At 68.6% G+C, this 12,341-nt stretch carries 13 protein-coding genes; 2 read left to right on the top strand and 11 right to left on the bottom strand.

What is annotated here, in order from left to right; all coding sequences use genetic code 11:
• Nucleotides 1-7 precede the first annotated feature (7 nt).
• From QC765_RS00165 to QC765_RS00180, 4 genes are all read right to left on the bottom strand, one after another.
• The gene (locus QC765_RS00165) at nucleotides 8-1,828 is read right to left on the bottom strand and encodes an alpha/beta fold hydrolase (protein ID WP_278312396.1); all 1,821 of its coding nucleotides are present in this window, start codon (nucleotides 1,826-1,828) and stop codon (nucleotides 8-10) included.
• Nucleotides 1,825-2,433 carry an LmrA/YxaF family transcription factor gene (locus tag QC765_RS00170; RefSeq protein WP_278312397.1) on the bottom strand — a complete coding sequence of 203 codons (609 nt, stop codon included), beginning with the start codon at nucleotides 2,431-2,433 and terminating at the stop codon, nucleotides 1,825-1,827. The genes QC765_RS00165 and QC765_RS00170 overlap by 4 nt, the downstream gene beginning before the upstream one ends.
• A 96-nt stretch (nucleotides 2,434-2,529) precedes the next feature.
• Nucleotides 2,530-3,366: an alpha/beta fold hydrolase gene (locus QC765_RS00175; protein WP_278312398.1), complete on the bottom strand. Its 837-nt coding sequence runs from the start codon at nucleotides 3,364-3,366 to the stop codon at nucleotides 2,530-2,532.
• Nucleotides 3,367-3,460: 94 nt separating this feature from the next.
• On the bottom strand, nucleotides 3,461-4,822 hold the full coding sequence (locus tag QC765_RS00180) for a lipase family protein (protein WP_309297280.1): 1,362 nt from the start codon (nucleotides 4,820-4,822) through the stop codon (nucleotides 3,461-3,463).
• A gap of 189 nt (nucleotides 4,823-5,011) precedes the next feature.
• Between QC765_RS00180 and QC765_RS00185 the strand changes: the two genes are divergently transcribed.
• Nucleotides 5,012-5,611: a TetR/AcrR family transcriptional regulator gene (locus QC765_RS00185; protein WP_278312399.1), complete on the top strand. Its 600-nt coding sequence runs from the start codon at nucleotides 5,012-5,014 to the stop codon at nucleotides 5,609-5,611.
• A 17-nt stretch (nucleotides 5,612-5,628) separates the two neighbouring features.
• On the opposite strand, the gene QC765_RS00190 is transcribed toward QC765_RS00185, so the two are convergent.
• The 6 genes from QC765_RS00190 to QC765_RS00215 form a co-directional block, all read right to left on the bottom strand.
• The gene (locus tag QC765_RS00190) at nucleotides 5,629-7,011 is read right to left on the bottom strand and encodes a WS/DGAT/MGAT family O-acyltransferase (protein ID WP_278312400.1); all 1,383 of its coding nucleotides are present in this window, start codon (nucleotides 7,009-7,011) and stop codon (nucleotides 5,629-5,631) included.
• A 67-nt stretch (nucleotides 7,012-7,078) separates the two neighbouring features.
• Nucleotides 7,079-8,083, bottom strand: coding sequence for an alpha/beta hydrolase (locus QC765_RS00195; RefSeq protein WP_278312401.1), 1,005 nt, complete (start codon nucleotides 8,081-8,083; stop codon nucleotides 7,079-7,081).
• Between the two features lie 174 nt (nucleotides 8,084-8,257).
• Nucleotides 8,258-8,695: a nitroreductase/quinone reductase family protein gene (locus QC765_RS00200; RefSeq protein ID WP_278312402.1), complete on the bottom strand. Its 438-nt coding sequence runs from the start codon at nucleotides 8,693-8,695 to the stop codon at nucleotides 8,258-8,260.
• A gap of 17 nt (nucleotides 8,696-8,712) precedes the next feature.
• Nucleotides 8,713-9,276 carry a dihydrofolate reductase family protein gene (locus QC765_RS00205; RefSeq protein WP_278312403.1) on the bottom strand — a complete coding sequence of 188 codons (564 nt, stop codon included), beginning with the start codon at nucleotides 9,274-9,276 and terminating at the stop codon, nucleotides 8,713-8,715.
• Between the two features lie 92 nt (nucleotides 9,277-9,368).
• The gene (locus QC765_RS00210) at nucleotides 9,369-9,776 is read right to left on the bottom strand and encodes an ArsR/SmtB family transcription factor (protein WP_278312404.1); all 408 of its coding nucleotides are present in this window, start codon (nucleotides 9,774-9,776) and stop codon (nucleotides 9,369-9,371) included.
• The gene (locus tag QC765_RS00215; RefSeq protein ID WP_278312405.1) at nucleotides 9,776-10,432 is read right to left on the bottom strand and encodes an SRPBCC family protein; all 657 of its coding nucleotides are present in this window, start codon (nucleotides 10,430-10,432) and stop codon (nucleotides 9,776-9,778) included. Before QC765_RS00215 ends, QC765_RS00210 begins: the two co-directional genes overlap by 1 nt.
• 180 nt (nucleotides 10,433-10,612) lie before the next feature.
• Here QC765_RS00215 and QC765_RS00220 point away from each other — a divergent pair, with 180 nt between their 5' ends.
• A complete protein-coding gene (locus QC765_RS00220; protein ID WP_278312406.1) occupies nucleotides 10,613-11,164 on the top strand; it encodes a dihydrofolate reductase family protein in 552 nt (183 codons plus the stop codon).
• 154 nt (nucleotides 11,165-11,318) lie between these two features.
• On the opposite strand, the gene QC765_RS00225 is transcribed toward QC765_RS00220, so the two are convergent.
• Nucleotides 11,319-12,218 (bottom strand): hypothetical protein, encoded by a 900-nt coding sequence (locus QC765_RS00225; protein ID WP_278312407.1) that lies wholly within the window; start codon nucleotides 12,216-12,218, stop codon nucleotides 11,319-11,321.
• Nucleotides 12,219-12,341: the final 123 nt, after the last annotated feature.

Raw genomic sequence — 12,341 nt, forward strand, 5'->3', positions numbered from 1 at the left:
CGGCGATTCACCTGCCTGCTGCGGGCATTGCCGCGCTCGCCAGCGCTTCCGCGAGCCGGGCGGCGTGGGTGATCTGCGGATGGTGCCCGGCGCCCTCGATCACGTTCACGCGGGCGCTGTCACCGAGGGAAGCCAGCAGGTCTGTCGCCCAGGGCGCGAGCGGATCCTCCGAGCCGACGATCACCTGGACGCGCCCCGGAAAGCTGGCGAGCTGCCGTGCTAGCGACTCGCGCCACCGCTGGTCGGCGGCCCGGTGGAGCAAATTGCCGATCCGCCGAGCGACACCAGGGCGCCGGAGGTCCGCCACCACGCCACGGAGAGCGTCGGCGTGCTCGCCATGCCCGGTGATCCGTGTCGCCAGCGATGTCGCGCCGGCCTGCTTCAAGCAGGCGCTGGTGAGCATCGGGATGCGGGACATCGCTCGGGGGCGTGATTGCAGGAAGAACGGTGCCACCAGCGTCAATTGCCCGATCGCGGCAGGGTTGCGGTGCGCGGCCTCTACGGCGACGGCCGCGCCGAGGGAATGCCCGACGAGGTGCCGCGCGCCCGTATCGGCGAGCAGATCGTCCATCCACCGGGGCCAATCCGTGGAGCCACCGCTGCTCAGTCCCAGGCCGGGCAGGTCGGCCACGGCCGTGTTGCCGACCTGGTGAGCCACGGTGGCCCAGGTATCAGCGTTGACGGGCAGCCCCGGCAGAACCAGGATGCGGGGCGAATCCGGGCCGAGCAGGAAGGTGCGTTGACCGGCAAGGTTGGTGAATCGGCGCGGCAGCGCGTGCCCGTCAGCGGCAAGCCCGAAGCGATGCGCCGCGAGATGATCGGCCCATCGCACGAGCGACTTGGTGGCTGGTGGCATCTCCAGGCCGTGGCGGTCGGCAAGCTCGAGCGCTCCGCCGGTGGGGTAGCGGTCGCTGGAGAGGAACGACAGGGTCTCGGGGTCCGCCTTCGTCATCGCCTGGGGGAGTCGCTTGACCACAGAGACAGGCAGTCGCCATCGCGGCACCGGCACCTGGTAGTGCTCACCGATGAGGGCTAGCAGCTTCGGCAGCGGTGGCGTCTGGTCATCGAGCACCCAGTAGGCGCGCCCGGCCGCTTCGGGGTCGGTGGCCGCGAGCGCCATGAACCGGGCGAGGTAGTCCACCGGAACGACCGGGACAAAGGTGTCGGGGCCCCCGGGAATCGCCTGCAACGTGCCCTGCCACAGCTCGGCGAGCATATCGGCGAGCCCGAGGTACTGGTCGGACTCGCCGGTGGGGCTGGTGCCGCTGACCGTGGAAGGGTTGATGATCGTCCATGGCACGCCGAGCCGCTGTGCCTCGGTGCGGAGCATGTCGTCGGACTCGAGCTTGGATGCCTCGTAGGCGCCAAGGCTGCCATAGGTGGCGGATGCCTTCTCGTCGCTCCAGGGCGCGGGCGAGGAATCGTGGGCAGCCACGCGGTACCCGGTGATGTGCACCAGCCGCTCGAGGCGGGGGAGCGTGGCCGCGAGCCCGACGAGCTCGCGAACGCTGTCCACGTTGGCGGTGCGCGCCTCCTCGACGCTCATGCCGAACCGGTACGCGCCCGCGCAGTTGTAGATCTCGGTCACCTCGCTGATCTTCGCGTCATTGTCGATGCCGAGGCGTGGCTGGCGGAAGTCCACGATCACCCGTTGCGGTGGCGCGGCAGCCTCATGCTCGGCGAGCCAGTCGGCGAGCATGTCGAAGGATCCGGTGGTGCGGCAGGCGGCGAGGACGGTGACGCCGTCGGCAGCGAGCTGAAGGATCAGGTGGCGGCCGACGAATCCTGTCGCGCCGACGACCAGGGCGGTCCGTGATGGTGTTGTCATGATCCGGTCTCCTGGGAAGCGGTCGCCTCCGCGTCAAGCAGGGGCGCGAGGACGCGGGCGGCGCGGTGAAGGGGGGTTGTGTCGTTCTGGGCGCGGCTGAGGATCATCGCGCCCTCGACGGTGCTGACAGTCGTCTCCGCGAGGTCCCGCGCCCGCTCGGTGGGCACTCCCAGCGATTCGAGGTAGTCGTTCATCGGGACGGTCCAGGAGGCGTAGGCGCCCGCGCAGGCCTCGCGCAGGCGCTCGTTGCTCGCGCCCATCTCGAGGGTGACCACGGAGACTGGGCAGCCGAGCTGGTAGTTGCTGTCGGCGAGGAGCGAGGCGAGCGTGTCGATCAATCGCGCGATGAGCTGTCCTGGCCGAAGGCCTTCGCTGGTGAGCTCGGTGAGCAGATCGTGGAAGCGTGCGCCCGCGGCGGCGATGGCTTGCTCAGCGACCTGCTCCTTGCCACCGGGGAAGTGGAAGTACATCGAGCCCTTGGGTGCTCCCGCGTGCTCGAGCATCGTGGAGATGCCCGTGCCGCAGTAGCCGTGGGACTGGATGAGCTCGAGCATCGACTCGACCATGCGGGCCCGGGTCGCGGTGCCCTTCTCGTTTCCTGGCATACCTCTAGACTAGACCAGTCTACATATTCCAGCAATGGCTGGAGATAGCCGGGACCCGCTCTCGACGTCAGTCGCGACGAATCCCGTGCTCGCGCGTCAATCGAGGGACCGCAGGAACTTGAGCAGCGCGGCCTGGAACTGGGGCTCGTCCTCCCGATGAGGCCAGTGCCCGGCACCTTCGATGATCAGCGCCGACGAGCCTTCCCCCAGGCGTGACGGGGTTTCCTCGAAAGCCTCCGCCGGAATGAGGTCCGCGGTTCCACCCACGACGAAGCCACGCTTGTCGATCGGGTAGCCGGCGCGGCCGAAATACCCGTTGAACTCGCGATAGTAGGCCAGAGCACCGTCGATGTTGCTTGGTTCGGCAAAGCACTTCTTCACCTCGGCGAGGGTGCGATCCCGGGCCTCTCCGGTCCAGTTCGGTGCCCAGCGCTCGTACTCGTCGCTGATGTACTTGAAATCCTTCCGCTGTACCCACCACCGGGCAAAGGGCAGGCGCAGCTCGACGAAATGCCGGGCGCCCCAGGCAAGACCGAGGCTCGGCTTCACCAGGTTCGGGTGCGGGATCGCGACGGCGACGATCGCGCGCACGTGCTCCGGGGTGTACGCAGCGGCACCATAGGCCAGGGACGCGCCAAAATCATGGCCGACCACAACGGCGTCTTTCTCGCCGATGGCATCGAGCAACCGCGATGTCTCCATGGCCAGCGTCGTTGCATGAAAATCGCGCCCGCGCTGCACCGTCGCGGGGTGGAACCCGCGCAGCCACGGCGTGATTGTCCGGTACCCCTCAGTGGCCAGAAACTGGGCCGTTGCCTCCCAGCCGTAAGGAGTGTCCGGGTATCCATGCCACAAAACGACCAGGGGGCCCGAGCCACGGTCGTCGTAGACGAATGTCTGCCCATCGGAGGTGGTGGACTGCGACCAGTTCATGGCGCGAGTCTAGGTGTCGAGCGCCCGGCTCGTCCTCGTTCCCGCGCAACTGCGCCCGCAGGCCGACCACCTCCGAGAAGCGGGAGCCGGTGATCTAGCGGTGGGCGCCGATCGGCTCACCGTTGATCAGGGACAGCAGGTTCTGGATGAACGAGGGCCCGATGACCTCTGGGACCCCGGGCTCGACGAGCGTGCTGGGAACAGTCTGGATGTCGCACCCCGCCGTCAACGGTGGATTGCCTGACAGTTGTTGCTTGATCCAGGTGAACGCGCCCGGGCTTCCGCTGATCGCGATGATCCCGTGCGTGCTGATGAACTGCTTCGGTGGATTGCTCGGGAATTCCTCGCGCCGGTAGGTGACCGATGCGCCGCCTTCGCAGTAGCTACGGACGAGCTTGTCCGTGCCCACGATGGGCGCCACTTCCTCGCTGACCCCGTTGTGGATGTAGGTCGGAATGGTCGGCACTCGGCCGGTGACTCCTCGCGCGTCGATCTCGCGCCGGATCACCGGGTTCGCGAGGAGCTCCTCGATCGGTGCATTGAGGTGCTGCTCGTAGTCGAACCAGATGTTCTCGAGGACGTTCTGACCGACGCAATGGTTGCGCGCCCTCGCGACGATGGCCTTGCCCCCAGGCGTGAGGTACTGGTCGATCTCGGCGGCGAACTCCGGCGAGTCCTTGGCGATCGAGGCGAGCGCGATAGGGATGAGACCGGCGAGCAGCGCGCGGTTCGCGGATCGTAGCGACTCCTCGAGGTCCCGCTCGGGCGCGCCGAACGCGGCCCCCTTGATGTTCAGCTCGGGGGCGTAGGCAGGGTGCTCCTCGATCGCCCAGCTCGAGGCGATCGCACCGCCGGAGTACCCCCACAACGCGGTCGGTGTCCGGATGCCGTCGAGCCCGGCAGGGCCGAAGCTCGTCGCGGCGCGGACGCCGTCGAGCACCGCGTACCCGGGCTGGCGCGGCGTGAGGAACCGATCGTCGATCGACCCATGGTCCGGCAACGCCACCGCCCACCCCTCGGCTAGTCCCGCCGCGGCGAGCGCGACCTCCGCGGACGGCAGGGCAAAGGTGAACGGACCTGCCGGACTGAGAGGGTCGATCGGCGAGCCTGCGACCAGCGAATAGGATGGGTTGCAGATGCGCAGCGTGGAGTCCGTGGCGGCCTGGTAGGACAGCAGCGGACGGGGTCCGGTAGCGCCGCGGGGCACCATGATGGTCGTCACTGCTGCCTCCGGCGCGCCCGAGGCGTCGGTAGTGCGGTAGAGCAATTGCCAGGCGTCTACATTGATAGGGATCAGCTGGAGCGCGTTCACCTCTACCTGCCTGCTGCGGATTATCGTCCCGGGGCTCAGGGAGGCAAGCTCGGCTGGTGGGTCATAGAAGGTATCGGCGGGCGGAGGCGGCTCGGCCGACGCACCGCTGACCACCACGAGCGGAAGCATCACTAGTGCCAACACCAGGGCGATCATTGATCGGTGCACGCGTTCGCCCCAGCGAGGCCACGCCGTGCATGCAGGCCTCTGGGCCGGGTCGTTGAGCTGGGGTTTGGTCACTATCACTCCTTGGGATTGAGGTAGGGCCGAGCGGTCGTTCTACACTTGGGCACCGTGACGGCTTCCTCGAACGCAAGTGCCCGATCGTCTCCCGTGCGGCGCTCGCAGGCGCAGCGGCGCCAGGCGACGATGGCGGCGATCATCGAGGCCACGATCACCGCGATCGATGAGGTGGGCTACAGCGCCGCGACCATCCAGCGGATAGCTGACCGCGCCGGCGTCTCGACGGGCGCGGTATTCCGGCACTTCCCCTCGCGCATCGACCTGATCGCCGCCGCCGCCGATGAGGTGGGGGCCCGCCAGATCGCGGTCTTCCGCGACCTGCTTCCCCAGCATGCGGCGCAGACCGAGCAGCCTTCGATCAAGCTGATCCTCGAGAGCACGCGCGCGATCTATCGGGCGCCCTATGGGACCTTCTGGGACGAGATCAACGTGCACGCGCGGACCGACCAGCACCTGCGCGAGCGCCTCGAGCCGGCCATCAGCAGGTTGCGCGCCGCGACCGATGCGGTGACCAATGATGTTCCAGGGCTTGCTGATCTCCCGGCGCGCGAGCGCAAGGCGCTGCGCAATCTGGCGATCGCCGCGTTCAGCATGGAGGCTCGCCTCGCCATCGCTGACGACGACCCGCTCGTCGGTGATGAGCTCGCCGAGCTGCTGCTCCGGATCGCACGCGATCACGGCATGCGCTGACGTGCCCGTGCGCCTTGTCACCCTCGCTCCGCTTTGGCGCAGCCCGAAGCGTGCTCGAGCTCCTCGAGGGAGGCATCGAGGTGCGCGAGGAGCCGCTGGAGGTGGGGCACGGAACGACGACAGCCGGTGAGGCCGAAGTCGAGCGTGTCCGCGTTGCTGGTCAGGGTGATATTCAGCGCGAGTCCGTCCATGACGATCGAGGCGGGGTAGATGCCGTCGAGCCGGGCGCCGTTGAGATAGAGGGGCGCGCGCGGCCCCGGCACGTTCGAGATCACGACGTTGAACGTGGGCCAGGCATGCTGCGAGAATCCCGACACGCTCGAGGCTACGAATGGGCTCAGGAAGGAAGCCGCGACGGCGATCGCCTGGGTTGGAGTCAGGCCCGCCATCATCTCTTTCGCCTTGCCCATCGACAGCGTGATCGCCGCCATCCGGTCGAGCGGGTCGGCGTGGTCGGTACCAAGGCTGGCGAGCACCGCGGTGACCGCGTTCCCCGATCGCGTCCCGGTCAGCGAATGCAGGGAGACGGGCACGAGCGCGATCAGCGGAGCATCGGGCAGTGCATCCTGCTCGATGAGGTAGCGGCGAAGAGCGCCCCCGCACATCCCGAGCACGACGTCATTGATGGTGCAGCCGAGGGCCTCCCGCACGGATCGGATCCGGTCGATGCTCCAGGACTGCGCGGCGAACCGGCGCGCGCCACCGATCGGCACGTTGAAGATCGTTCGCGGCGCCGTCATGGGAAGGGGCATGCCACGCTTGCGGGCGACGCGCCACCCGAGGCGCGCCGTAGCAGGAAGCATTCCGGCGACCTCGCCACCAAGGCCGAGCGCGCTCCGCAGCAGCGGCGTCGACGGGGCTGGGTGGTGGGCGTGGCCAGTGGACGGCCGGGGGGCGAACGGCGCGGGCAGGTGCCGCTCATCCGGATCGCTCGACAAGGAATCCTGGAGCAGCCGCAGTGCCGACACGCCGTCGACGAGGGCATGATGGATCTTCGTGTAGACGGCCACCCGGCCGTCCTCGAGGCCCTCGACGATATGCATCTCCCACAGGGGGCGGTGCCGGTCGAGCAGCGTGCTGTGCCACATCGAGGTCATCTCGAGGAGCTCCCGGATGCGGCCCGGCCGGGGCAGCGCACCGAGCCGCACGTGGTAGTCGAGATCGATCTCGGTGTCCACGGCCCAGGTGAGCGTGCGAGGGGAGGCTCCAGCTGCCCCGGGGTGCCGCGTGAACGTCGTGGCGATCTCCGGGGCGCGCACGAGGGAGTCGTGCAGTTCCCGCGCGAATCCATGCCCGTCGCCATCGGGCGGGCGGAAAAGCTCGAGCCCACCGACGTGCATGGGGTGCTCCCGCGCCTCGAGGGCGAGGAACAGGTAGTCGAGCGGGCTGATCAAGCGCATGGTGGTGCGGCTCCTCGGTTGTGCCATTGATGCGGGCGTCATTGCGGGAGATCGGGCTGGTGGCGATTCATGCCCGCAGCAGGCGCTGCCTGGACCGCGCGCTGGCGATGCCGTCAACGAACGCGGCGATCTGAGCGACGGCGTGGGCGGACTCAGGCACGATCCCAGCCGCTGCCTGGAAGACGTGCACCTGGTCGCGCCAGACCTGGAGCGTGCATTCCACCCCGTGGTCGGCAAGCCGCTCCGCGAGGAGCACCGCGTCGGGATACACCATCTCGCTGGAGCTCGCCTGGATGAGCACGGGCGGAAGCCGCGCGAGATCGCAGTCCACCGGGGAGCGGAGCGGCGCGCGCCCCGCCTGGGTGCGAGATCGCTGCCGGGCGGCCTCCGCCTGGGCGGTGAGCACCGGTACGGCGCGCGCGGGGAACACATCGCACGTGGCGGATGTCGGCGCGGCCAGCTTTCCCGCTGGGCTCCAGTCAGCAAGGGGCGACATCGCCACGACGGCAGCGGGAGAGGGCATTCCCTGCTCGATTGCCTCGATCGCGGTCATGAGCGCGAGATAGCCGCCAGCGGAGTCTCCCATGATGACGATCTCGCTGGGCGCGATGCCTGATCGGACGAGGTGCCGGTAGCCGTCGACGCAGTCAGCGATCGAATCTCCGACGGCATGGTGGGGGAGCATGCGGTAGTTGACCGCGAGGACCGCGGAGCCGAGCCGGGTGGCGAACCTGGCCACCATCTGGCGGTGCAGGTGCTGGTGGCCCACGTAGAAGCCGCCGCCGTGGAGGTAGAGAATGGTGTGCTGATCGCGTGGCTCGGCCGGGGACACGAGGCGCGCATCGCAGTTGGGTAGTCGCACGGGTGTGGTCGAGCTTCCCGGGGCGACGGTGAGGAGCTTGCCCACGTGGTCGATGGCGGCGTAGGGCCAGGGAGCGAAGGGATACCGCGCCCAGATTCCCAGTAGTGGCTTGACGGTTCTGCGCAGCACGAGCCCGAGCAGCCGGGCGCGGACCGTCCCTCCCGGGAAATCCTGCCGACGCGCGCCCGGGGCGGCTGAGTAGCTCAGCACGTGGCGCTCGCGGACGCTGCTCGGACGGGGTGTTGTGCAAGCACTGATTTCCCTCCCATCTAGGCCTGTGACACCAGTCACCATGAAAGATAGATAGTAATCAGTTGCTCGCTAAAAAGTCCAGAGGAGTCTCCCAACGATGGGCGCACCGGGGGGCACTCCTGGGGGGCGCTACTAGCGGAAATCCACCCGCACCGTGATCGGATCGGATTCCAGCGCCCGGAACGTCAGCGCGATCAGCCTGGAGAGAAGGGGATTGGAACTGAACCCCCGGCTGCGCGCCACCACATCGTCATCGGGCCGGAACTCCGCGATGCCCGGCCGCCACTGGCCCTCGATGCGCAGGCGCACGTTCGGATCGGCGGCGATGTTGTGCGCCCATCCGGAGCTGTAGCCGTGCTGGGAGATCAGCCAGGCGCCCGCGCTATCGACCGCGACGCCCACAGGCACCACTCGAGGCTTGCCCGACCTTCGGCCGATCGTCTCGAGCTCCGCCATCACCGAGGGCCGCACGCCGATCCTGTCGAGCGCGCGCACCGCCGGGTTCGCGAGGTAGCGGCCGATCAGCCGCTCGCGCCGGAACTTGCCGATCCGAGGATTGCTTCGTGCCATGCGTGTCGCCTTCGTGCCTAGCGCAGGACGTCGAGAACCTGCATCTGGATGCCATTGGAGTACACCTCGTGCTCGATCAGCCTCAGCCTAGTGGTGTCCTTGTCCGTGCTGCTGAACAGCCGCTTGCCGGCACCAAGGAGCAGCGGGAAGACGAGCAGGTGGTAGCGGTCCACGAGGCCAGCATCCGCGAGCGCGTGTCCCAGCGCCGCGCTGCCGTGCACCGCGATGGGCCCGCCGTCGGTCTCCTTGAGCGCCGCGACATCGTCGAGCGAACGAAGGATCGTTGCAGGCCAGCGGGAATCCTCCTCGGCCAAGGTCGTCGATACGACGTAGCGAGGCATCGCGTTGTACTCGGCGAACTCCTCCATCGTCGGCCACACCGGTGCAAAGGCCTCATAGGACTTGCGGCCGAGCAGCAGCGCCGTGGTCTCGGCCTGCTCGCGAGCCTTGATCGCGTATGCCGCCTCGTCGAACTCGACGTCCTTGAAGGTCCAGCCCGTGTTACGGTATCCCTCCTCGCCGCCGGGGGCCTCCATGACGCCGTCGAGGGACACGAACGCGGTAATGATGAGAGTGCGCATGATCGATAGCTCCTTGGGTCATATGGGCGAGGTCCGTCCTCTGCGAATAGGTCGAACGGGCGGGCCGCGAATCGACATCGGCGGCGTGCCGGTCACGCGGTATCCGCATTTCCCCCTGCATGGCTCCTGCTGCGCTCTGCCGCGGTGCGACGGCGTTCCCGCTTGCCGCGGGCGATCTCGGTGGCGAGCGCGTCGAGTGGCTGCTCGAATGGCGCGAGCGGGTCCGCGAGAGCGGCGAGCCAGTCCCGGGCCGCGTTGATGCTTGTGGGATCAAGCGCGTAGATCCGGCGGGTCCCCTCTGCTCGGACCTGGACGAGTCCGGCTTCCCGCAGCACCTTGAGGTGCTGCGATACCGCGGGCTGGGATATCGGCGCCTCCCCGCGCGCCGCGGCCACGAGGTCCCCGGCGGCGCGCTCGCCCCGTGACAGGACGTCAAGGATGGCCCGGCGCACGGGGTCGCCGAGTGCCTCGAACACCTGCTCTGGCGCTGCGGTTGCCATCAGCCCGGGGTCTCGTCCTCGGGAACAGTGGTGTAGAACGCAAGGGTGCGCTCGGCGGCAGCGTGAGCATCGGTCGGGTCGTCTCCGTCGGCGATCGCCGCGCGCGCCCATCCCTCCGTCGAGGCTTGAACGAACGCAATGCCCTCGGGGGAGGTCGAAATGGCGTTCTCCAGATCAGGATCGACCGCCACCCCGCTGTCGAGGTGCAGGCCAAGCCCCATGAGGGCGAGGTCCCACCCGGCCCCGACGGCGCCCGGACCGTACTGCGCCCAGAACTCCGGGTCCACCGGTGCCTCGTGCGCGAGCTCGAGCTCGGTGCCGTCGCTGGCGGGGGCGAGGCGCACGCGCAGCCACGAGACCTGGGGGCCCATCTCCCAGGTGACGGCGAACGACTCCGGGGGCGAGCATTGCTCGACGGTGCCGCCCGCGTTGCCCTCGATCTGGTACTTGCCACCTTGCGCGAGCTCGCCACTGACGGGCAGGAACCAGCGGGGGAGGCGCTCGGCATTGGTCAGGGCGTCCCAGAGGTCGGCCTGATCGGTCGAGTAGGTGCGCCGCGCGATGACAGTCCGGGTTGCAGTGTCCTCGCGGGTGCCGCTGCGCACCTCGCGCGCGACGAGTCCTGCTGTGGCGAGCGGGTCGGGGATCATGCTCATCAACTCCTTCTATCGGCTTGCCACTATATTAGCGCGCGCTTATATAGTTCGCTAGGGCTTGGCACCGTGCTTGTAGTCGCTGATTGGCGGAATAGCCAAACGCCGACGCGGATGGCTCTGCTTCTGATGAGGTCTGAGGAGCGCCGATGAGATTCGAGCGCGGAGGAGGTCTGCCCCATCATGAGGAAACTGATCTACACGTTCGGGGTATCCCTGGACGGCTACATCAACGACCGCGATGGCAGCATCGACTGGTCCGTCCCGGACGACGAGCTGCACCAGTTCCACAACGACCGGTACCGCGAGATCGAGATCTCGCTGCACGGCCGCCGGCTGTATGAGCTGATGGCCGAGTACTGGCCGCACGTGCCCGAGGACGCCCCGCCCATCGAGCGCGAGTTCGGCGAGCTCTGGACGACGAAGCCGAAGCTCGTCTTCTCGCGGACGCTCGCCGAGGTCCAGTGGAACAGCACCTTGATCAGCGAGAACGCGGTAGAGGAGGTGCGTCGGCTCAAGGCCGGGGGCGATGGTGTGATGGAGGTCGGCGGCGCGAGCCTCGCGGCCGCGCTGATGCCGCACGGACTCATCGACGAGTTCCAGCTGTTCCTCGCGCCCGTGGTGCTCGGCGGCGGCACACCAATGTTCCCGGCACTGGACAAACGCATCCAGCTCCGCTTGGCCGAGACGAGGCACTTCAAACCCGTGGTGATGCTGCGATACGTCGCCGAATGAGGTCCGTCCCTGGCCGGGGCACACCGGCAGAAGCCTACGAAACGCAACGAATAGTGGGATTCGAGCCCGGATTCTGTTGCGTTGCATAGGCCAATTCGACGCGGCCTGCGCCCTGGCGCGCCGCGCATCAGCCTGCCGGGGCCGTCTTGTGCAGCTAGCTCGGTAGCCCGAGGGAGCCGAAGTCGAGGCAGATCAACCCGCCGCAGCCTGGATCAGGGTCGGTGTAGGTGATGATCACCGTCGCGGGAAGCTCGGTCACGGTTGGCGATCCGGTGGACGAGCCGCCTCCGCCTCCGCCGCCGCCCCCGCCAGCGACACCACCGCCGCCTGCGCCCCCGCCGGCGAGGCCGCCGCCCCCACCCCCACCGGTGCTCGGGCTTTCGACGCTGTTGCCGCCAGCGCCGTTCACCGAGCCTGGCTCACCGTCCTGCGAGACGGTGTCGCCACTTCCCCCCGCGCCGGGAGTCGTACCGACCGCGGACTTGCCTCCCTCTCCGGCGGAGCGGCCGGCGCCGCGCGCTCCGTCGGCACCGGCGTCACCACCATGGGCGATGGCGTCGCTGCCCGCGCCGCCCCCGCCGCCGGCCACGATCAGCCGGTCAGCACCCCGCGCCACCGAGGACGCCCCGCCTCCGCCACGCCCCGAGTTCAGCTCCCCGGCAGCCGCATCGCCCCCGCCGCCGGCACCGCCATTGCGGCCGACGCCGTCCCCGGCGACAAGCACATCAAGGACCTCCCCGCCGGTCACCGCCACGCCAGCTTCAGTGGTCATGGCGCCGAGGCCACCCACACCGCCCACATCGTTGGACGCGCCCCGCCCGCCGATCGCGGTGACACCGATCCCGATGACACCATCCGGGACAGTGAAGGTGTCCGCGCCCGCCGCGGTGTAGGTGACGGTGCAGGTGCCCGCCGCGCACACCGGTGCCGGGGCGGCCAAAGCCACACCCGGTGCCATGGTGGCCAGCGCGCCCGCACCGAGTGCTGCTAGACCGAGCAAGCCGCCGCGGCGGCGGAACGAGGCTCCTCGGTGCAGGTCTGAACTGGTGGGCATTGCAGCCTCCTGGTATGGGAAAACAGGTATCCGGGCTTCAATCTGTCACGCGGGGCAGGGTCGCAGCGGTGATTCCGGTCACGAGCGGAGCACATCCTTGCGGAGGATCGTCGACTGCGTGCT

Origin of the sequence: Hoyosella levis (assembly GCF_026008515.1) — a bacterium.
Classification (GTDB): Bacteria; Actinomycetota; Actinomycetes; order Mycobacteriales; family Mycobacteriaceae; genus Lolliginicoccus; species Lolliginicoccus levis.

Bases quoted from the DNA above. Each gene is read 5' to 3' on its own strand.
- QC765_RS00165 (WP_278312396.1), bottom strand. From the start codon at position 1,828: ATGACAACACCATCACGGACCGCCCTGGTCGTCGGCGCGACAGGATTC.
- QC765_RS00170 (WP_278312397.1), bottom strand. From the start codon at position 2,433: ATGCCAGGAAACGAGAAGGGCACCGCGACCCGGGCCCGCATGGTCGAG.
- QC765_RS00175 (WP_278312398.1), bottom strand. From the start codon at position 3,366: ATGAACTGGTCGCAGTCCACCACCTCCGATGGGCAGACATTCGTCTAC.
- QC765_RS00190 (WP_278312400.1), bottom strand. From the start codon at position 7,011: ATGCGCTTGATCAGCCCGCTCGACTACCTGTTCCTCGCCCTCGAGGCG.
- QC765_RS00200 (WP_278312402.1), bottom strand. From the start codon at position 8,695: ATGGCACGAAGCAATCCTCGGATCGGCAAGTTCCGGCGCGAGCGGCTG.
- QC765_RS00205 (WP_278312403.1), bottom strand. From the start codon at position 9,276: ATGCGCACTCTCATCATTACCGCGTTCGTGTCCCTCGACGGCGTCATG.
- QC765_RS00210 (WP_278312404.1), bottom strand. From the start codon at position 9,776: ATGGCAACCGCAGCGCCAGAGCAGGTGTTCGAGGCACTCGGCGACCCC.
- QC765_RS00215 (WP_278312405.1), bottom strand. From the start codon at position 10,432: ATGAGCATGATCCCCGACCCGCTCGCCACAGCAGGACTCGTCGCGCGC.
- QC765_RS00220 (WP_278312406.1), top strand. From the start codon at position 10,613: ATGAGGAAACTGATCTACACGTTCGGGGTATCCCTGGACGGCTACATC.
- QC765_RS00225 (WP_278312407.1), bottom strand. From the start codon at position 12,218: ATGCCCACCAGTTCAGACCTGCACCGAGGAGCCTCGTTCCGCCGCCGC.